The organism is Flavobacterium keumense (assembly GCF_029866485.1).
GTDB lineage: Bacteria > Bacteroidota > Bacteroidia > Flavobacteriales > Flavobacteriaceae > Flavobacterium > Flavobacterium keumense.
In genome coordinates, this window is sequence record NZ_CP092332.1 from 1017939 (window position 1) to 1044131 (window position 26193).

The window sequence follows — 26193 nt, forward strand, 5'->3', positions numbered from 1 at the left end:
ATTTTATTTCGTTCTATCAGTGTTTAGATACTTACTACGTTCAGCATTTTTTGAGTCGCCACAATAGCGGCTACGGTTTGGTCCGAATCCAGCCCGCGGGTTTTGAATTCTTTGCCGTTATTGACCCAAGTAATAATGGTTTCACATAACGCATCCGAGCTACTTCCTGGCGGTATTCTCACAGCGTAGTCTACTAATTTGGGTAAACTCATTTTTTTGCTTTTGTAAATTTTTGCCAAGGCATTCATAAAAGCATCAAATTGTCCGTCTCCTTGTGCATTTTCTTCGATAATTTCTCCGTCAATTTTTAGACAAAGAGTTGTCGAAGGGCGCATTCCTTTGGAGTGAACTAATACGTACGACTCAACAGTAATACGTTCTTCGTAGGTTTGGCTATCCAAAACATCTGAGATGATGTACGGTAAATCTTCTTTGGTAACCGTTTCTTTTTTGTCACCCAATTCGATAATTCGTTGGGTAACCAATTTTAAATCGTCTTGATTGAGGTGTAACCCCAATTCCTGAAGATTCTTTTCGATATTGGCTTTTCCAGAAGTTTTTCCTAAAGCATATTTTCTTTTTCTTCCAAAACGTTCTGGGAGTAAATCATTGAAATATAAATTATTTTTGTTGTCTCCGTCAGCATGGATTCCTGCAGTTTGCGTGAATACGTTATCTCCTACAATCGGTTTGTTAGCTGGAATTCTATATCCTGTAAACGTCTCGACTAATTTACTTACCGAGTACAAAGACGATTCTTTTACGTTGATGTTTACTTCTGGAATAAAATCGTTGATTACTGCTACGGTACTTTCAAGTGGTGCATTTCCGGCGCGTTCTCCCATTCCGTTTACGGTAACGTGTAATCCGTGAATGCCTGCTTTTACCGCTTCGATAGCATTGGCAACACTCAAATCGTAATCGTTGTGAGCGTGGAAATCAAAATGGGTGTTCGGGTATTTGGTTGTAATTTTTGAAACAAATTCAAATGTCTCCGACGGAATTAATACACCCAAAGTATCCGGTAATAAGATTCTTTTGACAGGTTGTTGGGTTAAAAAATCCAAGTATTGAAAAATATAGTCAGGTGAATTGCGCATTCCGTTGCTCCAATCTTCTAAATAGACGTTGGTTTCAATATTATTTTCTTTTGCTAAAGCGATTGCTTGTGCAATTTCAGAAAAATGTTGTTCGGGTGTTTTCTTTAATTGATGCGTCAAATGGTTGAGCGAACCTTTGGTCAATAAATTTTGAACTTTGGCTCCTGCTTTTTTCATCCATTCTATAGAAACGCCACCGTCTACAAAAGAGAGTACTTCGATTTTATCTGTATATCCTTTGGCAGAAGCCCATTCCATAATACCTTTAACTCCTTGAAATTCTCCTTCGCTAACGCGCGCCGAAGCAATTTCAATACGATCAATATGCAGTTCTTCAAGCAACAATTGTGCAATGGTTAATTTTTCTGCAGCAGAAAATGATACTCCCGAGGTTTGTTCTCCATCGCGAAGCGTCGTGTCCATTATTTCAATTTTTCTTTTTCCCATTATACATGTGATTCTAAAACTCGTTTGATTCCTCTTTTTATAAAACGGTAAAAGCAGTTACTCAGTCAAACACTAGATTTGACACGAAGTAACTGCATTTGTTTGATTTGTTTTTAGTAAGGCAGTTCGTTAGCAAAGCTAACGATGTCTTCTTTCATATTTTGTAAATAATCAATATCATCAAAGCCGTTGATCATATTGTTCTTTTTGTATCCATTGATAGCGAAAGACTCACTTTGACCTGTAGCCAATAAAGTAATCGTTTGTGCTGGTAAATTGATTTCTAATTCTGTTTTTGGATCTGCTTCAATAGCACTGAAAATAGTGGCTGCAAATTCTGGACTTACTTGAACAGGAAGTACTCCAATATTTAAACAATTTCCTTTGAAAATATCAGCAAAGAAACTAGAAACTACCGCTCTGAACCCGTAATCGTAAACTGCCCAAGCTGCGTGTTCTCTAGAAGAACCTGAACCGAAGTTCTTTCCGCCCACAAGGATTTTTCCGCTGTAAGTTGGATTGTTTAAAACGAAATCTGCTTTTGGAGTATCATCTCCATTATATCTCCAGTCTCTGAAAAGATTATCGCCAAAACCTTCACGTTTGGTAGCTTTTAAGAAACGTGCTGGTATAATTTGATCAGTATCTACGTTTTCTATAGGTAGTGGCACCGCACTACTTCTAAGAACATTAAATTTATCGTATGCCATTTGATTTTTGATTTTTGATTAGCAATTGAGGATTTTTGATTTTTAAAAAAGTAAATCTCAAGATACTACTTAATTATATAATCTATATATTCTTAAAATAACTCTCTTGGATCAGTCAATTTACCTGTAACTGCAGCTGCAGCAGCCATTATTGGACTTGCCAATAAAGTTCTTGAACCAGGACCTTGACGACCTTCAAAGTTTCTGTTTGAGGTACTTACTGCGTATTTTCCAGCAGGAACTTTATCATCATTCATTGCCAAACAGGCTGAACAACCTGGTTGACGCAATACAAATCCTGCTTCAGTAAGAATGTCTAATAATCCTTCTTCTTTAATTTGTGCTTCTACTACGTGAGAACCTGGTACTAACCAAGCCGTAACGTTGTCCGCTTTTTTTCTTCCTTTTACAATTTCGGCAAAAGCTCTAAAATCTTCAATTCGGCCATTGGTACAACTTCCTAAGAAAACATAGTCGATTGGTTTACCAATCATGATGTCATTTTCTTCGAAGCCCATGTACGCTAATGATTTTTTGTAAGTTTCCTCGCCACCTTCTACTTGGTTAGCATTCGGAATATGTTTAGAAATACCAATTCCCATTCCAGGGTTAGTACCATACGTAATCATTGGTTCAATATCAGAAGCATTAAAATTTAGCTCGGCATCAAACACTGCATCAGCATCCGTTTTTAGGGTTTTCCAATACGCTACGGCTTTATTCCAAGCTTCTCCTTTTGGAGCATGAAGTCTTCCTTCTAAGAAATTAAAAGTGGTTTGGTCTGGAGCAATCATTCCTCCACGAGCACCCATTTCGATACTTAAGTTACACACAGTCATACGACCTTCCATAGTCATATTTTCAAAAACATCACCGGCATATTCTACAAAATAACCTGTACCACCAGAAGTAGTCAATTTTGAAATAATATAAAGAGCCACATCTTTTGGACTTACACCTTTTCCTAATTGACCATTAACATTGATACGCATTTTCTTTGGTTTTGGCTGCATAATACATTGCGTTGACAAAACCATTTCTACCTCAGAAGTTCCGATACCAAAAGCAATAGCTCCAAAAGCACCGTGAGTAGAAGTATGTGAATCGCCACAAACAATGGTTGCTCCAGGTAAAGTAATTCCGTTTTCAGGACCTACTACGTGAACAATTCCGTTTTTTTGGTGTCCCAATCCCCAGTGAGAAATACCATATTCATTGGCATTGTCTTCTAACGCTTTCAATTGATTGGCAGATAGCGGGTCAGTAACAGGTAAATGTTGATTTATGGTTGGTGTGTTGTGATCGGCAGTGGCAAAAGTACGCTCTGGATATAAAACTGAGATACCTCTTGTTTTTAAACCTAAAAAGGCAACAGGACTGGTAACTTCGTGGATGAAATGACGGTCAATAAAAAGCACGTCTGGTCCATCTTCAATTTTACGCACCACGTGCGAATCCCATACTTTGTCAAATAATGTCTTACTCATTGTAACTATTTTTTAATGTATTTTCTCTCTTAACAATTGATCTTGAATACGTCACAATTGTATCAATTTGTGCAAATTTAAAAAAAGAAATAAAGTGGTATTACCAATATATCTGTGATATACGATACCCAAAACACCATTAGATTACTAAATAAATTCAAAAAATGTTGATTTTAGATCGTTGGTAATTTTTTGTTTTAATAAAAAGAGTTGAAAGAAACTCTTTAAAGGCGAATAAATCTTTTTCTAAAATCGGCAAATTTAGGCTTGTTTTGGGTTAAAATGACCTTTTTTGGCTAAAAAAATGTAACAAATCAAAGAAAAATAGTCATAAACTGTTAAATTTAATTCAAGAGCAGTTTTTGTTTTCCCTCTTTTTTTAAAGTAAAATGGATAATTCGGGAGGGTGATTTTTTTGAATTCATTTTACGAAGTCCAAAAAAAACACATGGTGTTCTTTTGTTAATAACTTGCCTATTTTTTTAGGGCAAAAAATTCTAAATTTGGAAACTGCTAAGAGCAATTCTAAACTATCCCAAATCATTAAAATTCAATTATGTATTTAATATTCGATACTGAAACTACTGGATTACCAAAGCGTTGGGATGCTCCCATAACTGATGTGGACAATTGGCCACGTTGTATTCAAATTGCTTGGCAGTTGCATGATGAAATGGGGAAACTCATTGATCATCAAGACTACTTGGTCCAACCAGAAGGGTTCAATATTCCCTATGATGCCGAACGAATTCACGGTATTTCAACAGAATTAGCCGAAGCCAAAGGGATTCCGTTGGTTGAAGTTTTAGAAAAATTCAATATTTCTTTGGCGAAAGCCAAATTTATTGTAGGACAAAATCTAGGTTTTGATGTTAATATTATGGGAGCCGAATTCCATCGAATGGGAATGGCTTCACCCATGGCATCGCTACCTGTTTTAGATACATGTACCGAAGTAACCGCATCGCTTTTGCAATTACCAGGTGGACGTGGAGGAAAGTACAAATTGCCTACTTTGACGGAATTACACAGCTATCTTTTCAATCAACCTTTTGCAGAAGCGCACAACGCTACTGCCGATGTGGAGGCAACTACAAGATGTTTTTTAGAGTTAATTCGTCGAGAAGTATTTACTAAAGAAGAATTAGATGTAACTCCAGAGTATTTCAGGTCTTTCCGTGAAAATAATCCTGCCGAAATCCAATTGATTGGATTACAACATGTCAATTTAAAACAAGCTTCGGATGCCATAAGAACCCGTTTGAAAAAAATTGAACAAGACGATGTTCAAACCACAATTTCAGATGAGGTAAAGTCCGATTTAAAGGAAGCTCCTTTTGCTCATTTGCACAATCATACTCAATTTTCGGTACTGCAATCTACAATAGCGATCGCTAATTTAGTAAAAGCTACGGCAAAGTTTAAAATGCCTGCCGTTGCTATGACAGATACCGGAAATATGATGGGTGCTTTTCATTTTGTGAGTGCCGTTTTAAATCATAACAAAGCAGCAGAAGCAAAAAATAAGGAATTAGCCGATAAGGGCGAAGAACCATCAGAAACGGTAATCAAACCTATCGTAGGATGTGAGTTTAATATTTGCGATAATCATAAAGATAAAACGAAAAAAGACAATGGATATCAGGTAGTTTTATTGGCAAAAATAAAAAAGGCTATCACAATTTAGCCAAAATGTCTTCGATTGCTTATACCGATGGCTTTTATTATGTTCCTAGAATTGATAGAGCAATTGTTGAAAAATACAAAGAGGATATTATTGTTTTGTCTGGAAATCTTTACGGCGAAATTCCAAGCAAGATTTTAAATATTGGCGAAACTCAGGCTGAAGAAGCCTTGATTTGGTGGAAGGAACAATTTGGCTCTGATTTTTATTTGGAGTTAATGCGTCACAAGCAAGAGGATGAAAATCGGGTAAACCAAACCTTGATTGCTTTTGCCAAAAAACATCATATAAAATTAGTAGCCACGAATAATACCTATTATATTGACAAAGAAGACGCTAATGCCCACGATATTTTATTGTGTGTAAAAGATGGTGAAAAACAAGCTACACCAATAGGTCGAGGTCGAGGCTATCGTTATGGGTTGCCTAATCAGGAATATTATTTCAAATCAGGCGATGAGATGAAGCAACTTTTTGCTGATTTACCTGAAGCGATTATCAACATTCAGGAAATCATCGATAAAGTGGAGTCCTATTCTTTGTATCGTGATGTATTGCTGCCAAAATTTAAAATCCCTGATGAATTTGAAGTGGCTGAAGATGCAGTAGACGGAGGGGTTCGTGGTGAAAATGCCTATTTGAAGTTTTTGACTATGGAAGGTGCTAAAAGACGTTATGGCGACATCACTCCTGAAATTCAAGAACGTTTGGATTTTGAATTGCTTACTATTTCCAATTCGGGTTATCCAGGTTATTTTTTGATTGTACAAGATTTCATAGCCGAAGCTAGAAAAATGGACGTTTCTGTGGGGCCAGGTCGTGGGTCTGCTGCGGGTTCTGCGGTGGCGTATTGTTTAGGAATTACCAATATTGACCCTATTAAATACGATTTGCTTTTTGAGCGTTTCTTAAATCCAGACCGTGTGTCGATGCCCGATATTGATATTGATTTTGACGATGAAGGTCGAGGGCGTGTTATGGAGTATGTAATTAATAAGTATGGCGCTAATCAGGTAGCCCAAATTATTACTTACGGTAAAATGGCTACTAAATCGGCTATTAGAGATACAGCTCGTGTGTTGGATTTGCCTCTTTTTGAAGCAGATAGAATTGCTAAATTAATTCCGGGCATGATGCCCTCTAAATGGAATTTGGCTCGCTTTATTGCAGAAAAAGAAGAGGATGTCAAAAAAGCATTACGTTCAGACGAATTTGATAAAGTAAAAGAGTTAATTGCTATCGCTAACACAGCAGATTTAGCAGGAGAAACCATACAGCAGGCAAAGATGTTAGAAGGTTCCATGCGAAATACAGGAATTCATGCTTGTGGAGTGATAATTACTCCCGATGATATTACGAATTTCGTTCCAGTGACCACTGCGAAAGATTCTGATTTGTATGTGACCCAGTTTGATAACTCTGTAGCCGAAAGTGCTGGTTTGTTGAAGATGGACTTTTTGGGATTAAAAACCCTAACCTTAATAAAAGATACGGTCAAATTGGTAAAATATCGCACAGGAGTGGAATTGAATCCTGATGAATTTCCAATTGATGATGTCAAAACCTATGAGTTGTTCCAAAGAGGAGAAACAGTAGGGATTTTCCAGTACGAATCGCCTGGAATGCAAAAATACATGAAGGATTTGAAGCCTACGGTTTTTGCCGATTTGATTGCGATGAATGCCTTGTATCGACCAGGGCCGTTGGAATATATTCCGTCGTTCATTCGACGAAAAAATGGAGAAGAGCCCATCACATACGATTTAGATGCGTGTGAGGAATATCTTGGAGAAACTTATGGAATTACTGTCTATCAAGAGCAGGTGATGCTTTTGTCTCAAAAATTAGCCAACTTCTCTAAAGGTGATGCCGATGTATTGCGTAAGGCGATGGGTAAAAAGCAGAAAGATGTCTTAGATAAGATGAAGTCCAAGTTCATCGACCAAGCGATGGCTAATGGTCATGATGCGCAAAAATTAGATAAAATTTGGACTGATTGGGAAGCGTTTGCGAGTTATGCCTTCAATAAATCACACTCTACTTGTTATGCTTGGATTGCGTATCAAACGGCCTATTTGAAAGCACATTATCCTGCCGAATATATGGCGGCGGTACTTTCTAACAATATGAGCGATATCAAGCAAGTGTCCTTTTTTATGGAAGAATGTAAGCGAATGGGCTTGCAGGTTTTAGGGCCAGACGTGAACGAGTCGTTTTATAAATTTACGGTAAACGATGATTATGCCGTTCGTTTCGGAATGGGAGCGATAAAAGGAGTAGGAGCAGGAGCAGTGGCTACGATTGTAGAAAATAGAAAAGACGGAAAATACAAATCGATTTTTGATTTGACTAAACGTATTGATTTGCGTGCTGCTAATAAAAAAGCCTTAGAGAATTTGGCATTAGCCGGAGGATTTGATTCGTTTGAAGGAACTACGCGAGCCCAATATTTTCATGATGATGGAGACGGAATTACATTCTATGAAAAAGCGATACGGTACGGAGCCAAGTTTCAAGAAAATGAAAATTCATCTCAGGTGAGTTTGTTTGGAGAAGCTAGTGATGTACAAATTGCCGAACCTGTGGTGCCGCCTTGTGATGATTGGAGTACGATGGAAAAATTAGCCAAGGAGAAAGAAGTCGTTGGAATTTATATTTCAGGCCATCCGTTGGATGATTTCAAGTTTGAGATGAAATATTTCTGCAATGCTAAGTTGGAGGCACTGAAACACTTAGAACAGTACGTGGGTAAAACACTTTCTTTTGGTGGGATAATTAATAATGTACAACATCGTGTGGCTAAAAACGGTAAAGGCTGGGCTTCCTTTTTTCTGGAAGGATATGATGAAAGTTACGAGTTTAGAATTTTTGGCGAAGAGTATTTGAAATTCCGTCACTTTTTGATTCAGAACAATTTTACGTATATGCGCGTTTTGGTAAAAGAAGGTTGGGCAGACAAAGAAACGGGTAAAAAGGGAGAACCTCGACTACAGTTTACTTTAATCCAATATTTGCAAGATGTTTTGCCTTCTTTCGCTAAAAAGTTAGTACTTTTATTAAATATCAACGATATTCAACCAAATTTCATTCATCAATTGAACCAACTTTTTCAAGAAAACAAAGGCGACAATACAGTTACTTTTGAAATTATGGAATTGGAAAAAATTACAAAAATTATTGAGACTACCGCTGAAATTAATGAAGCCGATGAAGAAGTTTTTGTCGAAGAAAGTGATAGTGAGGATGCTGATGTTTCTTTGATAGAAAATCAAAAAATTAATGCAACTACAGCAGTTGAAGAAATAAATGTGGTAACTAAATTGAGTATGCCAAGCCGAAAATTGAAAGTAAAAATATCAAACGAGTTATTATTAGAATTAGAAAAAAGACAGATTAATTTTAAGTTGAATTAAATTGACAAATAAAAAAAGGTAATACATTCATAACCAAAACTAATTTAGAAGTGCTGTGAGAATGTGTTTTAATTTATAAATTTGCAATACAATTAATAAACAAATAAAAAATAATATAGTATGGCATTAGCAATAACAGACGCTACTTTTGACGAAGTAGTTTTAAAATCAGATAAACCAGTAGTAGTAGATTTTTGGGCAGCTTGGTGTGGGCCTTGTAGAATGGTAGGACCAGTAATTGATGAAATTGCTACTGAATATGAAGGAAAAGCGGTAGTTGGTAAAGTTGATGTTGATGCTAACCAAGAATTTGCAGCAAAATACGGAGTTAGAAATATTCCAACGGTTTTGATTTTCAAAAACGGAGAAGTAGTAGGAAAACAAGTAGGGGTTGCTCCAAAACAAACCTATACTGATAGTTTAGACGCATTATTGTAATCCTCTGATTGCATTGATATAAAAAAGGTTGACGAAAGTCAGCCTTTTTTATTGCATATAAAATACCAATCGTTTTCTTATATTTGGGTAATGAATATTGAATCACAAAGAGATACTATTTCTAGTTTTCGTCATTTGGAGTTGTTAGCTCATCAAGTGGTGGAAGGATTCATTTCGGGTATGCACAAAAGCCCTTTTCATGGTTTTTCGGCTGAATTTGCAGAGCATAAAGTCTATAATTCTGGAGAAAGTACCAAACATATCGATTGGAAATTATTTGCCAAAACGGATCGTTTGTATACCAAACAATTTGAGGAAGAAACCAACTTGCGTTGTCATATTATTATTGATAATTCTTCGTCAATGCATTATCCCTATTTAAAAGAAAGTCAGCATTTTTATGAAAGTAAAATAGGATTTTCTGTGTTAGCTTCAGCGGTTTTGATGAATTTATTGAAAAAGCAACGTGATGCAGTGGGTTTAAGCGTGTTTTCGGACATCTATGAATATTATGCGCCGGAAAAAGGAAGTGATCGTCATCATCGAATGATTTTGAATGCGCTTGAGGGGCTTTTGGAACAACCGAAAGTTTCAAAAACGACCGATTCGATTACTTTTTTACATCAAATTGCAGAAAAGATACACCGTCGCTCCATGATTATCTTATTTACGGATATGTTTCAGGCTGGAAACGAAGAAGCTTTATTTAGTGCTTTACAACATTTGAAACACAACAAGCATAAAGTGGTTTTGTTTCATGTTTTTGATGCTAAAACCGAATTGGGGTTTAATTTTGATTCGGCTCCTCGAAAATTTATAGACGTAGAAACTGGAGAAGAAGTAGCCGTCTTTGCTAATACCGTTCAGCAAGATTATGAAAAAGAAGTGGCTAATTACTTTAAAAAGCTAGCATTACGTTGCGCTCAAAACCGAATCCAATATGTTCCAGTCGCTGTGGGCGAAAATTTCGAAAAAATACTGTTAACCTATTTAGTTGAAAAACAAAACTTTGGTTAATTTCATGAAGGAATATTTTATTTTTTTTATAAAAATGCTTGTGTAAATAGAAATCTGTTGTATATTTGCAACCGCAATTAAGCAGAGGTTTGGTAGTTCAGTTGGTTAGAATACATGCCTGTCACGCATGGGGTCGCGGGTTCGAGTCCCGTCCAGACCGCTAAATTGGGTAAAGCACTTCATAATGGAGTGCTTTTTTGCCCAAAAACGGTATCTAAAGTTAGTTGTGTTGTTTGGTCGGCCTTGTAAGCTGACCGGGTTTAGTAGTTAGACCAATGAAAAGCTTTCCAGAAATTCTGATTTTCAGAACTAAGGATAGCTTTTTTGATTTACAAGGGTACTAAATCGTTATAGTTACTCTTTTTTATCCTAAAAAATAGCATAACTTTGGTTTTTCAAAATTTTTTTTCTCCCTTTACATGAAAAACTTTGATTACTACATTTTTATTGTTCTGTTTTTTATTTCTTTTACTGCTCTTGCTCAACCAGCATTGATATTCAATGAAGATAAGCAACTAAAGGACTCATTATATAATGTAAACCGCCGTGTTGTGGTAAATTATACTATGAAAGAATTTGATACGTTGTTTTTTGAGTTTTTTGAAAAAAAAGCAAATCCAGCTATAGTTTTGAGTAAAATAGAGTTTTATAGTTATACTATTAAAATTGCTGCTTTTTCCGATCGGCTTGCAAGATTGTATCCTGCTCAAAAAGAAACTGCAGTCGAAAGTAAAAAGAAATGGATGTCTGAATCGTATCAAGATTATTTGCTTTATAAAGCTTCTCAAAAAAAATAATTGTATTTTTATCCCATATTAGTTTTATTCAAACACAAAACATTGAAACATTATTTTCTTTTTTTAGTTATTTTACTTTTTAGTTCTTGTCAATATTTTGAGAAGCAAATTCCTTCTGAAAAAGAATTATTAGCCAAAGAATTAAAAGAAATTAATTGGAAAGAAGTGGATGAGTTTCCTTCACTAGTTGATTGTGAAAAAATTGAAGATAAAACACAACGTAATCAATGTTTTTTTGAAATATTAACTCAGTTAATTCAAGAAAAATTAAGTATTGATACACTATCAGTTCTGTATCCAGAATTGGATACTATAGAAGTTAAAGTTACTGTTTTTCCTAATTCAGCCATGCAATTTGAACCGCAGTTTCCAAAAGATTCAGTAGCATATGATACGGTTAAAATTGACAGTATTTTAAAAGCACGTTTAGTAGATTTTCCGAAAGTAAACCCAGCTATCAAACGTGGAATTCCTGTTAAAACTCAATTTATTCTTCCTGTAATACTAAAAGTAGAGTAGTTCCTTTAAACAAACCTCAATTGGCAAACGAACGTATCATATTAGGAATCGACCCTGGAACCACTATTATGGGTTTTGGATTGATTAAAGTAGTCAATAAAAAAATGGAATTTTTGCAATTGAACGAACTGCAATTATCCAAATACGACAATCATTATCAAAAGTTAAAAATCATTTTTGAACGCACAATTGAGCTCATCGAATCGCATCATCCTGATGAAATAGCGATTGAAGCTCCCTTTTTTGGAAAAAATGTGCAGTCGATGTTGAAATTAGGTCGTGCACAAGGCGTTGCTATGGCGGCGGGACTTTCGCGCGGTATTCCCATTACAGAATACGAACCTAAGAAAATAAAAATGGCCATAACCGGAAATGGAAATGCTAGTAAAGAGCAAGTAGCCAAAATGCTTCAACAATTATTAGGTCTTAAAACCTTACCGAAAAATTTAGACTCTACCGATGGATTAGCGGCCGCTGTTTGTCATTTTTTTAATTCAGGCCGACTAGAAATTGGCAAAAGTTATTCGGGTTGGGATGCTTTTGTGAAAAATAATGAATCTCGTGTTAACAAATAACTTATGAATAGTTTTTTTGAAGAATTCTCAATTATTGGATTAGTTATAGTTCCTACAATATTTTTTATTAGTAGAAAAGTATTGAGAAAGAAAGATTCTTTTATAATAATCTTTTGTTTTACAATTGCTCTAGCATCAATCACAACTTATAAGTTAAGTGTTGAAGAGTTTTTAAAACCGAATTTTTTATTACTTTGGTATAGTCCAATATATTCTCTTTTGTTGTATAGATTGATGTTAATACCTTTTTGGCTAAGAAAAAAAAGAGATCCAAAAATCCCGCCTAGAGAAATGTTTTATTCCGGGGATGTCAGTTTAATAGCGGATAAACTTTTTGGTTTTATTTTTATTATTTTAAGTGTAGTTCTACCAATGGTGTTAATATTAAACACTTAAAAAATGAGCGGAATCTACATCCATATCCCCTTTTGCAAACAAGCGTGTAATTACTGCGATTTTCATTTTTCGACTTCGATGAAGAAGAAAGAAGAAATGGTTTTGGCTTTGGCCAAAGAATTGCAACTGCGTAAAGGTGAGTTTGAATATGAAATTATCGAAACCATTTATTTTGGAGGAGGAACTCCAAGTAGGTTGCAGATTGCAGATATAAGATTTTTGATTGCTACGATTTATGAACATTATACTATTGTAGAAAACCCCGAAATTACTCTCGAAGCCAATCCTGATGATTTGTCAGAATCTTATTTATTAGAACTTAAAGGGATTGGGGTTAACCGGCTTTCTATTGGAATTCAGTCCTTTTTTGAAGAGGATTTAAAGTTAATGAATCGCGCGCATGATTCGGCGCAAGCAAAAAAATGCCTAGAAATAGCTACCCGTTATTTCGATAATATTTCACTGGATTTAATTTACGGAATTCCCGACCCGAGCCAGAATGGCGAACAGGCGAAGCAAATGTCGAACGAAAGATGGCAGCAGAATATTGAAACGGCACTATCATTTGGAATACCACATATTTCTAGTTATGCCTTGACGGTAGAGCCTAAAACCGCGTTGAACAAACTGATTCAAACAGGTAAAGTAGCTTCGCCCAATGATGAGGTAGCCCAAGAACATTTTATGATTTTGGTCGAAACTCTGGAAGCCAATGGATTTGTTCATTATGAGTTGTCTAATTTTGGTAAAGAAAATTATTTTTCTAGGAATAATTCGGCCTATTGGTTGGGTAAAAAATACATCGGAATTGGTCCTTCAGCACATAGTTATAATGGTGATTCTAGAAGTTGGAATGTTGCAAATAATACCTTGTATCTGAAAGCACTTCAGAATGACGAATTGCCTAATGAAGTCGAAAAATTAACACTCGAAGATCGTTATAACGAATATATTATGACAGGTTTACGAACGATTTGGGGTGTTTCTTTAGATCGAATTGAGCAGGAATTTGGTTCTCAATATTTGGATTATTTGAAGCAACAATCACAAAAATTCATTGTTGATGGTTTGCTTTCTATTACCGATGGAATATTGAAGCCAACATTGAAAGGGAAATTTTTAACCGATGGAATAGCAAGTGATTTGTTTTACTTAAATTTGGAATAATCTAACCGCAAGGGTCGCAAAGTTTTCGCAAAGAACGCAAGATAAAAATATACACCAATATTCAATATGACAGAAAACGAATTGTCTAAAATAGTATTTGATTGCGCTTTAAAAGTACATCAAAGTTTAGGTCCTGGACTACTAGAAAGTGCTTATGAAGAATGTTTGTTTTATGAATTAAAAAAGCAAGGATTAAATATTGAAAAACAGAAGCCATTGCCTTTAATTTATGAAGAAGTAAAACTTGATATTGGATATAGAATTGATATTATAGTAAACAATAAATTAATTATTGAAATTAAATCTGTTGAGGCATTGAACGATGTACATTTTGCTCAATTGTTAACGTATTTGAAATTAACAAATTGTAAATTAGGATTGCTAATAAATTTTAATGTAACATTAATTAAAAACGGAGTAAAAAGGGTAGTTAATAATCTTTAAAACTTTGTGAACCTAGCGTAAAACTTTGCGTGCTTTGCGGTTAAAATAAATGAAAGCAAAAATCCACAACATACAAATTGACTTATCAAAACCCATTGATATTTCCATTCCAATAACGAATGACGAGCAAAATCCTATTGCTTGGTACCAAAATGCCCCCGAAATTACTCCTGTAGTTATGGGAGATTGGATTGGGAAAGTAGCTGAAGGGCAATCGTCAACGAATTTTAATAATCTATTTTTCAATCCGCATGCACACGGGACACATACCGAGTGTTTAGGGCATATTACAAGAGAATTTTACAGTATCAATCAATGTTTGAAAGCGTTTTTCTTTTGGGCAACTTTAATTTCGGTTCAACCAGAAAAAGTAGGGGAGGATTTAGTGATTTCAAAACTGCAAATTGATAAGGCGTTACAATCTGTTCCTAATTCAGAAATCAATCCAGAAGCCATTGTTATTCGCACCCTGCCAAATGACGTTTCAAAAAAATCATTGAAGTATTCCAATACGAATCCGCCTTTTTTGTCTGAAGAGGCAGCGTTGTTCCTTCGCGAAAGCGGAATCCAACATTTGTTGATTGATTTGCCTAGTGTTGATAAAGAAAAAGACGGGGGCAAATTAGTAGCACACAAAGCCTTTTGGAATGTCAAAGATGTGAACCATTTGAATGACGATGCGAGACTGAATTGTACGATTACCGAGATGATTTTTGTACCTAACGAAGTGCTTGATGGCAATTATTTATTGAATTTACAAATCGCTTCATTTGAAAATGATGCTAGTCCGAGTAAACCTATTTTGTATAGTTTGGAGTAAGGAGTTGAGAGTAGGGAGATAGTTTTAGGTTTTAAAGATTTGAATTATGGATTATAAAGATTTATTAGCTTATAAAAAATCATTTGCTTTAGCAATGTTTATTTTGAAGAATCCAAAGGTTTTCCAAATGAGGAAAAATTTTCTTTAACAGATCAAATTAGAAGAAGTTCGAGAAGTGTAACAGTTACAATAACTGAGTCTTATAGGAAAAGGGTTTATCCCAAAAATTTCTTAAGCAAACTTACTGACGCAGAAGCTGAAAATTCCGAAACTCAAGTTTGGTTAGATTTTTCTTTAGCTTGCGGTTATTTGAAAGAAATAAAATACAACGAATTAACTTCTCTAAATACTGAAGTTGGGAAACTGATTTACTATATGATGAATAATCCAGATAAATTCGGTTCGAGCAAGATTTAAATTAAACATTTTAAAACTCCCAACTAAAAACTCAATACTCTCAACTATTATGGATATTCAACAATTTTTCGAATATTGTCTTTCTAAAAAAGGAGTTACAGAACATTTTCCGTTCAATGAAGATGCTTTGGTGTTAAAAGTAGGCAGTAAAATGTTTCTTTTGACTTCGCTAAGTTCATGGGAAAACGGAAATCCGCAGGTCAATTTGAAATGTGATCCTGATAGAGCTCAGGAATTGCGTGCTGAATACGACGGAATTCAGCCGGGGTATCATATGAGTAAAAAACATTGGAACACCATTTCAATCAATCAAGATGTTGCTGATGCTTTGGTTAAAGAGTTAATCGACCATTCGTATGAATTGGTTTTTAGCAGTTTGCCTAATAAAATAAAAAATGAAATCCTGAGTTTAGAAAATTAGATAGTATATTTACTTAAATAAAACTAATTCCCAAATAAATAGTATATGAATGAGCAACTTAAAAAGTTTTTAAACGAAGAACAAGATCCTAAAGCCATCGAAAAAGTCATGTCAAAATTGAGTGATTTATTGATGAAAAATGAAGAAATTGGTTACATAGCGGTGCAGAAAAAACCCGCAATTACCGTTTTGCCAGATAGTATTGTGGTGACTAATAAACGAATCATTATTTGTCAACCTAAAAATTTAGGGCTTTCAATGAATTTTACAGATTATTCTTGGGATGAGATTGAAAGTACTTTTGTTAAAGAAGGTATTTTAGGCTCTGATTTTTCATTTGTAACCAAAACCGAGATTTCGGTGACTATTGAATACATTCCGAAAGTTCAAGCAAGAAAGATGTACGCTTTTGCTAAAGAACAAATCGATTTGTTAAAAGGAGGTTTAGGTTTGAACACTAACCCAGCGGTAGAAGAAGTCGAAACAGAAGAAGTTAGTTCTTTTGCAGAGATTATGCCTACTCAAGTTCCTTTTTTTACTGGAATCAGTACTTTGGATGGAGATAAACCACTCAACGAATTGACATCAGATGAACTTTTTGAAAAGTTACAGAACTATAAAAAATTACTCGATAACGGTCTGATTTTACAAGGTGAATACGATGCCTTGAAAAAGGAAATTTTGAGTTATATGTAATAAAATAGCGGTTTCAAATGAAACCGCTATTTTTATCTTTTTACTTTTAGAATAGAAAAACCAAGTATCCCCCAAGCCAAGATGAGTAATAAGCCACCTAGTGGGGTAATCAATCCAATACTTTTAAAATTGATCCCTGAGATTCCCATTGTGGACAACAGATAAATCGATCCTGAAAAGAAAAGGACTCCTGATATAATCAGGGTATAGATCGTTTTTTTAGTTTTCTCTAGAATATTATTTTGAGCGGCTAGAAAGAATAAAAAGAACGCTTGGTACATTTGGTACCGCACCCCTGTTTCAAAACTAATCAATTGTTCGGGAGTGAGTACTTTTTTCAAAGCGTGGGCACCAAAAGCGCCTAAAATAATGGCGGTCATTCCTAAGAATGCGGCTGTTGCTGTAATTTTTTTATTCATTTTTTCAGATAAAGAGGAAAATTATTTACTCAGTTCTACAAAATATTTATAGAACAACGGAATAGTTTCAATCCCTTTCAAGTAGTTGAAAATTCCGAAATGTTCGTTTGGTGAGTGAATCGCATCGCTGTCCAATCCAAATCCCATCAGTATCGTTTTGCTTTTCAATTCTTTTTCAAACAACGCAACAATAGGAATACTTCCGCCAGAACGAACAGGAATAGCTGGAACTCCAAAAGTTTCGGTGTAGGCTTTGTTAGCGGCTTGGTAGCCAATGCTGTCGATTGGGGTCACATAGCCTTGTCCGCCATGATGTGGAGTTACTTTTACGGTTACTCCTTTTGGAGCGATACTTAGAAAATGGTTAGTAAATAATTCAGTGATTTCCTCCCAATCTTGATTTGGAACCAAACGCATTGAAATTTTGGCGAAAGCCTTACTTGCAATCACAGTTTTGGCTCCTTCGCCAGTATAGCCACCCCAAATTCCGTTCACGTCTAATGTGGGACGAATGGAGTTTCTTTCATTAGTTACATAGCCAGTCTCGCCATAGACTTCTTCAATGTTTAACGCTTTTTTATAGTTTTCCAAACTGAAAGGTGCTTTGGCCATTTCGGCTCTTTCGGCAGCAGAAAGTTCTTCTACTTTATCATAAAAACCAGGAATCGTAATATGATTGTTTTCGTCATGTAAAGAAGCAATCATTTTAGTCAGTACATTGATTGGATTAGCCACGGCACCGCCATACAATCCGGAGTGTAAATCACGATTAGGTCCTGTAACTTCTACTTCTACATAACTCAAACCGCGAAGGCCTGTCGTAATAGACGGTTGTTGATTTGAAATCATTCCGGTGTCTGAAATCAGAATCACATCGGTTTTTAGTTTTTCTTGGTTGCGTTCTACAAACCAACTCAAACTTTTGGAACCTATTTCTTCTTCGCCTTCAATCATGAATTTTACATTGCAAGGCAGGCAATTCGAATGAATCATGTACTCAAATGCTTTCACGTGCATGTACATCTGTCCTTTGTCATCGCAAGCGCCACGTGCAAAAATAGCGCCTTCAGGATGAATTTCGGTCGTTTTAATTACTGGCTCAAATGGAGGAGAAGTCCATAATTCCATTGGATCGGGTGGTTGCACATCATAATGTCCATATACCAACACGGTTGGCAAATTGGGGTCAATTATTTTTTCGCCATACACAATTGGATAGCCTGGCGTATCGCAAATTTCGACTAGATCACAACCTGCTTTTTCTAAACTTAATTTTACGGCATCGGCGGTATCGAATACATCTTGAGAGTAAGCTGTGTCTGCACTGACAGAAGGGATTTTTAATAATTCAATTAATTCATTGATGAAACGTTCTTTGTTTTCTTGAACGTAAGCGGCTATATTTTCCATAATTGGGTTTCAAATTATACAATCAAAAGTACAAAAAATGACTGAAATATTTTTTGTTTAATTTGCTTTGAAAATTAGAACTTATGTGTATATTTGCACCCAATTCACGCGGATATGGTGAAATTGGTAGACATGCCAGACTTAGGATCTGGTGCCGCAAGGCGTGTAGGTTCGAGTCCTATTATCCGCACCAAAAACCTTAAAAATGGAAACATTTTTAAGGTTTTTTTATTTTATATTCTTCCTTTCTCCTAAATTTACTTTTTTAAAACGTAACATATGATAAAAAAATCTTTATTTGTTTGCCTAGCCATTGGAAGTATGCTAACTGCAAATGCTCAAGAAACGACTACTATGAATCCATTTTTTCAAGCGTACAATACACCATTTAATGTACCACCTTTTGATCAAATTAAAAACGAACATTTCAAACCTGCCATTTTAGAAGGGATTAAAAGAAATGCTGCCGAGATTGAGGCAATAGCCAATAATCCAGTAGCTCCTACTTTTGAAAACACCATTTTAGCTATGGAAAATGCAGGAGAGTTGTTGTCTAATGTCAATACAGTTTTCTCTAATTTAAATTCGGCTAATACCAACAAAGAAATTCAGACAATTGCCAAGGAAGTTTCCCCTAATTTATCGGCGCATCGCGATAACATTTATTTGAACGAAAAATTATTTGCTAGAGTTAAAGCGCTTTGGGACAAAAAAGAAACCTTAGGATTGAATTTAGAGCAGGCTAAACTTTTGGATAATGCTTACAAAGACTTTGTTCGTTCAGGAGCTAATTTAGCGGCTACTGATAAAGAGAAGTTGCGTAAAATTAACGGAGAGTTGTCGATGTTGAGTTTGAAATACGGTCAAAATATTTTAGCGGAGACCAATAAATACCAATTGGTAATTACCGATAAAAAAGATCTAGAGGGATTGCCACAAAATGTCATTGATGCGGCAGCAGCTGATGCTAAAGTAAAAGGAAAATCAGGAAGTTGGGTATTTACTTTAGCTAATTCGAGTGTGATACCGTTCTTGCAATATAGTGCTAACAGAAAGTTGCGTCAAGAGATTTGGAATGCGTATCAAACTCGTGCCAATCACGATGATGAATTAGATAATAAAGCAAATGCAATTCAGTTAGCGAATCTTCGTGGGCAGAAAGCCCGATTGTTGGGGTATGCCTCTCATTCTAATTATGTTTTGGAAGAATCAATGGCAAAAACACCAGAAAATGTCAATAAATTATTAAACGATTTATGGAAACCTGCTTTAGAAAAAGCAAAAGTAGAAGCTGCCGACATTCAAAAAATGATGGCTAAAGACGGAATTAAAGGAGCTGTTCAACCGTATGATTGGAGGTATTATACGGAGAAAATTAGAAAAGAGCGTTTTGATTTGGACGAACAGGAATTGCGTCCTTATTTTAGTTTAGAGAATGTAAGAAATGGAGCTTTTCAAGTCGCTCAAAAATTATATGGATTGCAGTTTAAAGAATTAAAAGATGTACCTAAATATCATGAATCGGTTACTGCTTTCGAAGTTCTTGAAGCTGATGGAAAGCATGTTGGGGTGCTTTACACTGATTTTCATCCTCGTGAATCTAAAAGAGGTGGAGCTTGGATGACTTCATATAGAAATCAAAAAACGGAAAATGGAGAGCGAAAAGCACCAGTAGTTTCTATCGTGTGTAATTTTTCAAAACCTACTGAAACAACCCCAGCCTTATTGACCTTTGATGAGGTAAGTACATTATTTCATGAATTCGGACATTCATTGCATGGGTTACTTTCAAATGTGACCTATAAGAGCTTGGCGGGAACTAGTGTTCCAAGAGATTTTGTGGAACTGCCTTCGCAAATTATGGAAAACTGGGCTGCAGAACCTGAAGTGCTTAAAATGTTCGCTAAACATTATCAAACAGGTGCAGTCATTCCAGATGCATTAATTGCTAAATTGAAAAAATCAGGCACGTTTGACCAAGGTTTTGGTACTACCGAATATCTGGCAGCTTCCTTATTGGATTTGGCATACCATTCACAAACTAAAGACATCACCATCGACGCCAACACCTTTGAAAAACAAGCCATGACTAAAATTGGCTTGATTGAATCTATTATTCCAAGATATAGAAGTACGTATTTCAGTCATATTTTTTCAGGAGGGTATTCTTCAGGATATTATAGCTACATCTGGTCAGGAGTGTTAGATACCGATGCTTTTGAAGCGTTTAAAATCACTACACTTTTCAATCCAGAAAAAGCGAAGTCTTTCCGTAAAAATGTATTGGAAAAAGGAGGAACAGAAGACCCAATGGTTTTGTATAAACGTTTCCGAGGGGCTGAGCCAAGTATTGAACCTTTGTTGCGAAAAAGAGGCTTGGACAAGAAAGAAGAAGCTCCGGTTAAAAAGATAAAAGGATAGCCAAATTAAAACACAGATTTCACAGATTAGCACAAATTCAAAGCAGCAGTTTAATCCCTGACAAAAAGTACTATTTGAGAGTCTGTTTATTGATAGTATCTAAAAAACAAAAACCTGCAAAGTAATTTGCAGGTTTTTTTATGATTTGATTGGAGCAACTTAAATGTTCTTCAAATTGATAATTTCTTGATCAGTTAAATAACGCCAATTGCCTCGAGGTAAATTCTTTTTTGTTAAACCGGCAAAAGCGACACGGTCTATTCGCAACACATTATAATCAAAGTGTTCAAAAATAGAGCGTACCACTTTTACATTTGCAGTACGTAATTTTAGCCCGATTTCGCTTTTAGGTTCGTTCTCGATATAACTTACCTCTTCAACAAATACGCGGTGACCGTCTAATACTAAACCCTTGCTTATTTTTTCTAAATCTTCGTATTTCAAGTTTTTATCTAACGAAACTTGGTAAATTTTTGATGATTTCTGATTAGGTAAGGTAAATTTTCTAATCATATCGGTATCATTGGTAAACAATAACAATCCCGTAGTGTTTTTGTCCATTCTTCCTACAGCGCTTATTTTTGCTGTAGTAGCTCCACGAACTAACTCTAATACATTACGAAATTCTTGCCCTTCGTCTAAGGCAGTTGTGAAATTTTTTGGTTTGTTTAACAAGATGTATTCTTTTTTCTCTGGAGTCAATGTGACACCATCAAAATTGACTACATCATTTAGCTTAACTAAATATCCCATTTCTGTCACAGGAACGCCATTCACTTTTACGTTTCCTGATTGGATGTAAATATCGGCATCACGACGCGAACATACTCCTGAGTTAGCAATGTATTTGTTCAAACGAATTTCGTCTGCTGCTTTAGCTCTTTTTGGCGCTTGATTGGGTTTCTTAGCCGTTTTATTAGCTTCCACTTCGGCTACTTTGGTATTGATTTTAGCCTTTTTAGGCCCTTGCGCACGCTTTTGCATGGCAGGTTTAGCTCCGCTTCGTTCGCCTTTGGCTCGGGTCGGCTTATTTGAATTAGGTCTAGAACTATTGGTTCTTCCGCCTCCTCTTGTAGTACTCATAATAGTTGTAATTTATTGCTGCATTCGGACAGCCTTGTCCTTCAATTGGCAAAGATAGTATTAAAATTCTTGAGAATGTCTATTTGGAGCGATTTCCCGCTATTTGCTCTATCTTTTCCTTTTTAAAGAAAAAAGGAAAAGGATGCCGCTGCTATCGGGGCTAGGGGAGTAGTAGTCGTTTTCCGTGCCACAAAACGGACGGATTGATTAGAATGATGCAAAATACTCCAGCAACAATTAAAAATTTAAGTAGGTTGTGCAATCGGAGAAATGCTTCTTTACTGCTTGCTTTTTGTAAGGATAATAAAAAGAAAATCAATACAATTAGGCAGCTGTAAAAGTACGTGTCCATATAACCCACATCATAAATTTCAATTAAAATATAGACAGGAATCACAGTGCAAAAGGTCAATCCAGAAATTATATTTTTGGAAACACGTTCTCCATAAACAATTGGAATCGTTTTGTAATTGTTGGCCAAATCGCCTTTTAAGTTTTCTAAATCTTTAATCATTTCTCGTATGAGCAATAACAAAAACAAAAAGCTGGCGTGTGCAAAAATGACTGCCAGTTGATTGCTGTAGTTTTCAATTTCTTCAAATGGGATTTGGTTATAATAATACAAAAGGATCGCAAAAAAAGGCAAAACCGCTAAAAAAGCCGACATTAAATTACCAATTAGCGGTTGTTTTTTGATTTTATGAGAATAGAACCAAATTAGGAAAATATATACCGAAAAGAACAGCAAGGCACGCCAAGAAACAAATAATGCCATTAAAGCCACAATGAAATTGAGTGAAAAATAGACGCTTAACTTTGTCTTTTGACTTACAAATCGATCCAACATCGATTTGTTGGGACGATTAATTAAATCTTTTTGGCTATCGTAAAAATTATTAATGATGTAACCCGATGCAATGGTCAATGCTGAAGCAAAAACCAAAATAAACAAATTAAAATCGAGCAATACATTCAAGGCTCTTTTTTCGGGAGCCAATATGAAAATGGCTGATAGATACTGTGCCAAGATGATAACGGGAATATTATATCCTCTCACTACAGAGAACAAGCTGATAATTTTTTTAATCACCAATTTGTTCGCTCTGCTTAACATTGTATTGTTTTTGTCGTTAAATGTATTGTACTAGAATTGGTACACCACTTCTAATTTGTAGTCTTTCAAAGAGGCTTTGGCGCGTTCTAAATCTTCGGTGAAACCTAAAATATAACCGCCTCCACCAGAGCCACATAATTTCAAATAGTAATCGTTGGTGTCAATTCCTTTTTGCCAAATTCCGTGGAATTGTTCCGGAATCATAGGCTTGAAGTGATTCAAAACTACTTTTGATAATTTTTTAGTATTGGCAAACAATGATTTCATATCGCCACCTAAGAAATTTTCTACACAAGAATCGGTGTATTTTACAAATTGTGTTTTCAGCATGTTACGGAAACCTTGATCTTTCAGGTTTTCCATGAAAATATTGACCATTGGGGCTGTTTCTCCAACAATTCCAGAGTCGATTAAGAAAACGGCTCCTTTGCCATCAAAGCTTTGCGTTGGAATCCCTGTGGCTTCAATATTGTCTTTTGAGTTGATTAGAATAGGAATACTTAAATAACTGTTTAGAGGATCTAAACCCGAACTTTTTCCGTGAAAGAAACTTTCCATTTGAGAGAAAATAGTTTTCAGTTCCAATAATTTCTCACGCGTCAAGTTTTCTAAAACGGTGATTTTATTTTGGGCATATTTGTCGTAAATCGCAGCTACTAAAGCACCACTACTTCCCACGCCATAACCCTGTGGGATGCTTGAGTCAAAGTACATACCATTGTTCACGTCATTCTCTAAAGTAGCTAAATCGAACTGAACCAGATTAGGTTGTTCAACAGCTAATGTTTTTAAATGAGTTACAAAACGTTTCAAATGCCCGTTAGAAGAAATAGCTTCTTCGGAAGGATTGTTATCCGTTTTTAAGGCACCGTTATAAAAATTATAAGGGATAGAAAGTCCTTTGGAGTCTTGGATAATTCCGTATTCACCAAAGAGTAATATTTTTGAGTAAAATAAAGGTCCTTTCATGTTGTTTGCTAACTACTTTATTGTTTTGATTTTTTTTGGGTTTTGTCTTGTATCAAATAAGGCCAAAATCCAAACTGCTTTAGCGTTGTATTTATAATAAATCGTGGTTTGTTTTGATAACACGCATTTATATTGATTTTTGTTATATTGTGATTTTGGAAATAGAGAAGGTTCTTTTCTAATTAAGTAAATTGACTCATCAAGTTTTGAAATAAATTGATTTCTAACGTTTACAGACCATTTTAATTCTAAAAACTCTAATAAACTAAGTAATGATTTTTCAGCATTTTTCGAAAAGATAATCTCTCTTTTCATTACCTGTATTTTTTCATTATATCCTCATAAAGAACAAACTCCCCTCGCTCAATCTGTTTTTCTCCTTCTTCAATTTCAAATTTTTGCTCTTCAGTCAATTCTTCCCACCAATCTTTTTTACTAGTCGAAAATATATTTTTTATTGATTCAATTACCGATTCGTCGTTAGTCTCTAACAACTTTTTCATCAATTCTATTTTTTCTAATTGAATATCCATTATTATACAATTAATTGACTACCAATTCCAATTTCATCACAAATATACTGACCATTTTGACAATAGCCAACTAATTCGTCCTGAATAAATTGCAAGACTTTTTCTTTCACTTGATTTGGGTAGAGAACGTGAACATTGGCGCCAGCATCTAAAGTGAAGCAAACAGGTATTTTAGTTTCATTTCTAAAACTCCAAATACGATTGATAATTTCCAATGTATTGGGTTTCATTAAGATGAAATATGGCATCGAAGTCATCATCATAGCGTGTAGTGTTAAGGCTTCACTCTCAACAATAGCAATGAATTGTTCTAAATTCCCTGATTCAAAAATTGAAATCAGATGGTCTAAATTTTCATGTGCTTGTGCAAATCGCCTTTCGGCAAAAGGATGATTGTGCATTAAATCGTGCCCTAAAGTACTCGAAACTTGTTTTTCACCTTTGTCTACTAAAAGAATGGTGTCTTGGTAATTTTTGAAATTATCGTGAATAGTGTGTGGGAATTCAACTCCAAAAAAATCAGAACTTCCAGGAATATTAGCTTGTTTCCCCCAAACAACAACTTGTCCTTTTACACTTCTGCAAGCACTACCGGATCCTAAACGTGCCAAGAAAGAGGCTTTTTGGTAAAAATAATCTTCAGTCATTGCAGGATTCAATTCCTTTTCTAAACTCATCAAGTTCATCGCTAAAGCTGCCATGCCCGATGCAGAAGAAGCAATTCCAGAACTGTGCGGAAATGTATTTCGAGTGTCAATCGTAAAATGATAGTCTTTTAAAAAAGGTAAATAGGGTTCAATTCGCTCCAAAAATTTCTGAATTTTTGGTTTAAAATCTTCCTTTGGTTTCCCTTCAAAAAGCAAATCAAAAGAAAAATTCGATTGGACTGTATTTTGTTTTTTGGCGAAAGCCAATTGCGTAATTGTTTTGCAATTATTTAAGGTAAAACTCACTGAAGGATTGGCGGGAATTTGATTTTCTTTTTTGCCCCAATATTTTACCAATGCAATATTACTTGGCGCACTCCATTGAAAAACACCTTCTTCAATAGAATTTGTATAGGGGCTTGGAATAAAATCGTTTGCTGTTACCATGAATGAAAATTTTAGCAAAGATACTTTTTTTGCTGAATTGGTTTTGAGTTTATTTTGGCTATAGAATTGAAAGTTTTGAGTAAATTTGATTCTAAATAAAAAAAGTAAAATGAATAAAGTTACTCGTATTGCAATTGTTGTCGTTATTTGTTTGGTTGTGGGATATGTTTCTGGAATGGTTACGCGTACTTCAATAACGACTTGGTATCCTACTTTAATAAAGCCGAGTTTTAATCCGCCTAATTGGATTTTCGCACCTGTTTGGACTTCGTTGTATATTATGATGGGAATTGCTGCAGGCTTAGTTTGGAATCAAATAACAACCCATAAAGAAGCGGTTACTAAAGCCTTACAATTCTTTACCATCCAATTGGTTTTGAATGCACTTTGGTCGTATTTGTTCTTTGGATTGCATAACCTGATATTAGCCACCATTGAGGTTGTTTTACTTTGGCTCATGATTTTTGAAACCTATTCCCAATTTACTAAAATCAGTAAAACGGCAGGCTATTTACTATTGCCGTATTTAGCTTGGGTGAGTTTTGCTTCGGTATTAACGGCTAGTATTTGGTGGTTGAACCAGTAACTTTATAAACTATCAG

At 35.3% G+C, this 26193-nt stretch carries 25 protein-coding genes, 2 tRNA genes and 1 pseudogene; 17 read left to right on the plus strand and 11 right to left on the minus strand.

The window, feature by feature from the left end:
• Positions 1 to 23 precede the first annotated feature (23 nt).
• The 3 genes from MG292_RS04375 to leuC form a co-directional block, all read right to left on the minus strand.
• On the minus strand, positions 24 to 1547 hold the full coding sequence (locus MG292_RS04375) for an alpha-isopropylmalate synthase regulatory domain-containing protein (protein WP_264533922.1): 1524 nt from the start codon (positions 1545 to 1547) through the stop codon (positions 24 to 26).
• A gap of 113 nt (positions 1548 to 1660) precedes the next feature.
• The gene (gene leuD / locus MG292_RS04380; RefSeq protein WP_264533921.1) at positions 1661 to 2257 is read right to left on the minus strand and encodes a 3-isopropylmalate dehydratase small subunit; all 597 of its coding nucleotides are present in this window, start codon (positions 2255 to 2257) and stop codon (positions 1661 to 1663) included.
• A 92-nt stretch (positions 2258 to 2349) separates the two neighbouring features.
• Positions 2350 to 3744 (minus strand): 3-isopropylmalate dehydratase large subunit, encoded by a 1395-nt coding sequence (gene leuC / locus MG292_RS04385; protein ID WP_264533920.1) that lies wholly within the window; start codon positions 3742 to 3744, stop codon positions 2350 to 2352.
• 556 nt (positions 3745 to 4300) lie between these two features.
• Between leuC and dnaE the strand changes: the two are divergent.
• The 14 genes and pseudogenes from dnaE to MG292_RS04455 all read left to right on the plus strand — a co-directional run bounded on the left by dnaE (position 4301) and on the right by MG292_RS04455 (position 16548).
• Positions 4301 to 8841, plus strand: a pseudogene (gene dnaE / locus MG292_RS04390) (DNA polymerase III subunit alpha).
• Positions 8842 to 8961: 120 nt separating this feature from the next.
• Complete coding sequence (gene trxA / locus MG292_RS04395) at positions 8962 to 9279, plus strand: thioredoxin (protein ID WP_264533918.1); 318 nt, start codon at positions 8962 to 8964, stop codon at positions 9277 to 9279.
• Positions 9280 to 9369: 90 nt separating this feature from the next.
• Complete coding sequence (locus MG292_RS04400) at positions 9370 to 10296, plus strand: DUF58 domain-containing protein (protein WP_264533917.1); 927 nt, start codon at positions 9370 to 9372, stop codon at positions 10294 to 10296.
• Positions 10297 to 10382: 86 nt separating this feature from the next.
• A tRNA-Asp gene (locus MG292_RS04405) sits at positions 10383 to 10456 on the plus strand.
• A gap of 259 nt (positions 10457 to 10715) precedes the next feature.
• A complete protein-coding gene (locus MG292_RS04410) occupies positions 10716 to 11093 on the plus strand; it encodes a hypothetical protein (RefSeq protein WP_264533916.1) in 378 nt (125 codons plus the stop codon).
• A 42-nt stretch (positions 11094 to 11135) separates the two neighbouring features.
• Positions 11136 to 11612, plus strand: coding sequence for a hypothetical protein (locus tag MG292_RS04415; protein ID WP_264533915.1), 477 nt, complete (start codon positions 11136 to 11138; stop codon positions 11610 to 11612).
• Between the two features lie 20 nt (positions 11613 to 11632).
• Entirely contained in the window at positions 11633 to 12187 is a 555-nt protein-coding gene (gene ruvC, locus MG292_RS04420; RefSeq protein WP_264533914.1) for a crossover junction endodeoxyribonuclease RuvC, read from the plus strand.
• Between the two features lie 3 nt (positions 12188 to 12190).
• On the plus strand, positions 12191 to 12583 hold the full coding sequence (locus tag MG292_RS04425) for a hypothetical protein (RefSeq protein ID WP_264533913.1): 393 nt from the start codon (positions 12191 to 12193) through the stop codon (positions 12581 to 12583).
• A 3-nt stretch (positions 12584 to 12586) separates the two neighbouring features.
• On the plus strand, positions 12587 to 13750 hold the full coding sequence (gene hemW / locus MG292_RS04430; protein ID WP_264533912.1) for a radical SAM family heme chaperone HemW: 1164 nt from the start codon (positions 12587 to 12589) through the stop codon (positions 13748 to 13750).
• A 66-nt stretch (positions 13751 to 13816) separates the two neighbouring features.
• A complete protein-coding gene (locus MG292_RS04435; protein ID WP_264533911.1) occupies positions 13817 to 14194 on the plus strand; it encodes a GxxExxY protein in 378 nt (125 codons plus the stop codon).
• A 49-nt stretch (positions 14195 to 14243) separates the two neighbouring features.
• Positions 14244 to 15014, plus strand: a complete 771-nt coding sequence (locus tag MG292_RS04440; protein ID WP_264533910.1) for a cyclase family protein — start codon at positions 14244 to 14246, stop codon at positions 15012 to 15014.
• Between the two features lie 81 nt (positions 15015 to 15095).
• The gene (locus tag MG292_RS04445) at positions 15096 to 15431 is read left to right on the plus strand and encodes a four helix bundle protein (RefSeq protein WP_342032620.1); all 336 of its coding nucleotides are present in this window, start codon (positions 15096 to 15098) and stop codon (positions 15429 to 15431) included.
• A gap of 49 nt (positions 15432 to 15480) precedes the next feature.
• Positions 15481 to 15852 (plus strand): MmcQ/YjbR family DNA-binding protein, encoded by a 372-nt coding sequence (locus MG292_RS04450; RefSeq protein ID WP_264533909.1) that lies wholly within the window; start codon positions 15481 to 15483, stop codon positions 15850 to 15852.
• 45 nt (positions 15853 to 15897) lie between these two features.
• Positions 15898 to 16548 carry a PH domain-containing protein gene (locus MG292_RS04455; RefSeq protein WP_264533908.1) on the plus strand — a complete coding sequence of 217 codons (651 nt, stop codon included), beginning with the start codon at positions 15898 to 15900 and terminating at the stop codon, positions 16546 to 16548.
• 32 nt (positions 16549 to 16580) lie between these two features.
• Here MG292_RS04455 and MG292_RS04460 read toward each other — a convergent pair whose 3' ends face one another.
• Together MG292_RS04460 and MG292_RS04465 are read right to left on the minus strand one after the other, a co-directional pair.
• Positions 16581 to 16967: a DUF423 domain-containing protein gene (locus tag MG292_RS04460; protein WP_264533907.1), complete on the minus strand. Its 387-nt coding sequence runs from the start codon at positions 16965 to 16967 to the stop codon at positions 16581 to 16583.
• 21 nt (positions 16968 to 16988) lie between these two features.
• Entirely contained in the window at positions 16989 to 18377 is a 1389-nt protein-coding gene (locus tag MG292_RS04465; protein WP_264533906.1) for a dipeptidase, read from the minus strand.
• 108 nt (positions 18378 to 18485) lie between these two features.
• Between MG292_RS04465 and MG292_RS04470 the strand changes: the two genes are divergently transcribed.
• Both MG292_RS04470 and MG292_RS04475 read left to right on the plus strand, forming a co-directional pair.
• A tRNA-Leu gene (locus MG292_RS04470) sits at positions 18486 to 18570 on the plus strand.
• 161 nt (positions 18571 to 18731) lie between these two features.
• The gene (locus tag MG292_RS04475) at positions 18732 to 20798 is read left to right on the plus strand and encodes a M3 family metallopeptidase (RefSeq protein ID WP_413614237.1); all 2067 of its coding nucleotides are present in this window, start codon (positions 18732 to 18734) and stop codon (positions 20796 to 20798) included.
• 159 nt (positions 20799 to 20957) lie between these two features.
• Here MG292_RS04475 and MG292_RS04480 read toward each other — a convergent pair whose 3' ends face one another.
• The 6 genes from MG292_RS04480 to MG292_RS04505 all read right to left on the minus strand — a co-directional run bounded on the left by MG292_RS04480 (position 20958) and on the right by MG292_RS04505 (position 25591).
• Positions 20958 to 21881: a pseudouridine synthase gene (locus tag MG292_RS04480; RefSeq protein WP_264533904.1), complete on the minus strand. Its 924-nt coding sequence runs from the start codon at positions 21879 to 21881 to the stop codon at positions 20958 to 20960.
• A gap of 160 nt (positions 21882 to 22041) precedes the next feature.
• Positions 22042 to 22995 (minus strand): geranylgeranylglycerol-phosphate geranylgeranyltransferase, encoded by a 954-nt coding sequence (locus MG292_RS04485; protein WP_264533903.1) that lies wholly within the window; start codon positions 22993 to 22995, stop codon positions 22042 to 22044.
• Between the two features lie 30 nt (positions 22996 to 23025).
• Positions 23026 to 23964 carry a mevalonate kinase family protein gene (locus MG292_RS04490; RefSeq protein WP_264533902.1) on the minus strand — a complete coding sequence of 313 codons (939 nt, stop codon included), beginning with the start codon at positions 23962 to 23964 and terminating at the stop codon, positions 23026 to 23028.
• 12 nt (positions 23965 to 23976) lie between these two features.
• Positions 23977 to 24279: a type II toxin-antitoxin system RelE/ParE family toxin gene (locus MG292_RS04495; protein WP_264533901.1), complete on the minus strand. Its 303-nt coding sequence runs from the start codon at positions 24277 to 24279 to the stop codon at positions 23977 to 23979.
• A complete protein-coding gene (locus MG292_RS04500; protein WP_264533900.1) occupies positions 24279 to 24497 on the minus strand; it encodes a hypothetical protein in 219 nt (72 codons plus the stop codon). Before MG292_RS04500 ends, MG292_RS04495 begins: the two co-directional genes overlap by 1 nt.
• Positions 24498 to 24499: 2 nt before the next feature.
• Complete coding sequence (locus MG292_RS04505; protein WP_264533899.1) at positions 24500 to 25591, minus strand: diphosphomevalonate decarboxylase; 1092 nt, start codon at positions 25589 to 25591, stop codon at positions 24500 to 24502.
• 109 nt (positions 25592 to 25700) lie between these two features.
• On the opposite strand from MG292_RS04505, the gene MG292_RS04510 reads away from it, so the two are divergent.
• On the plus strand, positions 25701 to 26177 hold the full coding sequence (locus tag MG292_RS04510; RefSeq protein ID WP_264533898.1) for a TspO/MBR family protein: 477 nt from the start codon (positions 25701 to 25703) through the stop codon (positions 26175 to 26177).
• Positions 26178 to 26193: the final 16 nt, after the last annotated feature.

Excerpts from the sequence above, each read along its gene's own strand:
- leuC (WP_264533920.1), bottom strand. The coding sequence starts at position 3,744 with ATGAGTAAGACATTATTTGACAAAGTATGGGATTCGCACGTGGTGCGT.
- MG292_RS04480 (WP_264533904.1), bottom strand. The coding sequence starts at position 21,881 with ATGAGTACTACAAGAGGAGGCGGAAGAACCAATAGTTCTAGACCTAAT.
- MG292_RS04465 (WP_264533906.1), bottom strand. The coding sequence starts at position 18,377 with ATGGAAAATATAGCCGCTTACGTTCAAGAAAACAAAGAACGTTTCATC.
- MG292_RS04450 (WP_264533909.1), top strand. The coding sequence starts at position 15,481 with ATGGATATTCAACAATTTTTCGAATATTGTCTTTCTAAAAAAGGAGTT.
- MG292_RS04505 (WP_264533899.1), bottom strand. The coding sequence starts at position 25,591 with ATGGTAACAGCAAACGATTTTATTCCAAGCCCCTATACAAATTCTATT.
- MG292_RS04475 (WP_413614237.1), top strand. The coding sequence starts at position 18,732 with ATGAATCCATTTTTTCAAGCGTACAATACACCATTTAATGTACCACCT.
- MG292_RS04490 (WP_264533902.1), bottom strand. The coding sequence starts at position 23,964 with ATGAAAGGACCTTTATTTTACTCAAAAATATTACTCTTTGGTGAATAC.
- MG292_RS04495 (WP_264533901.1), bottom strand. The coding sequence starts at position 24,279 with ATGAAAAGAGAGATTATCTTTTCGAAAAATGCTGAAAAATCATTACTT.
- MG292_RS04460 (WP_264533907.1), bottom strand. The coding sequence starts at position 16,967 with ATGAATAAAAAAATTACAGCAACAGCCGCATTCTTAGGAATGACCGCC.
- MG292_RS04375 (WP_264533922.1), bottom strand. The coding sequence starts at position 1,547 with ATGGGAAAAAGAAAAATTGAAATAATGGACACGACGCTTCGCGATGGA.
- leuD (WP_264533921.1), bottom strand. The coding sequence starts at position 2,257 with ATGGCATACGATAAATTTAATGTTCTTAGAAGTAGTGCGGTGCCACTA.
- MG292_RS04510 (WP_264533898.1), top strand. The coding sequence starts at position 25,701 with ATGAATAAAGTTACTCGTATTGCAATTGTTGTCGTTATTTGTTTGGTT.
- MG292_RS04410 (WP_264533916.1), top strand. The coding sequence starts at position 10,716 with ATGAAAAACTTTGATTACTACATTTTTATTGTTCTGTTTTTTATTTCT.
- hemW (WP_264533912.1), top strand. The coding sequence starts at position 12,587 with ATGAGCGGAATCTACATCCATATCCCCTTTTGCAAACAAGCGTGTAAT.
- MG292_RS04400 (WP_264533917.1), top strand. The coding sequence starts at position 9,370 with ATGAATATTGAATCACAAAGAGATACTATTTCTAGTTTTCGTCATTTG.
- MG292_RS04455 (WP_264533908.1), top strand. The coding sequence starts at position 15,898 with ATGAATGAGCAACTTAAAAAGTTTTTAAACGAAGAACAAGATCCTAAA.
- MG292_RS04440 (WP_264533910.1), top strand. The coding sequence starts at position 14,244 with ATGAAAGCAAAAATCCACAACATACAAATTGACTTATCAAAACCCATT.
- MG292_RS04435 (WP_264533911.1), top strand. The coding sequence starts at position 13,817 with ATGACAGAAAACGAATTGTCTAAAATAGTATTTGATTGCGCTTTAAAA.
- trxA (WP_264533918.1), top strand. The coding sequence starts at position 8,962 with ATGGCATTAGCAATAACAGACGCTACTTTTGACGAAGTAGTTTTAAAA.
- MG292_RS04500 (WP_264533900.1), bottom strand. The coding sequence starts at position 24,497 with ATGGATATTCAATTAGAAAAAATAGAATTGATGAAAAAGTTGTTAGAG.
- MG292_RS04485 (WP_264533903.1), bottom strand. The coding sequence starts at position 22,995 with ATGTTAAGCAGAGCGAACAAATTGGTGATTAAAAAAATTATCAGCTTG.
- MG292_RS04425 (WP_264533913.1), top strand. The coding sequence starts at position 12,191 with ATGAATAGTTTTTTTGAAGAATTCTCAATTATTGGATTAGTTATAGTT.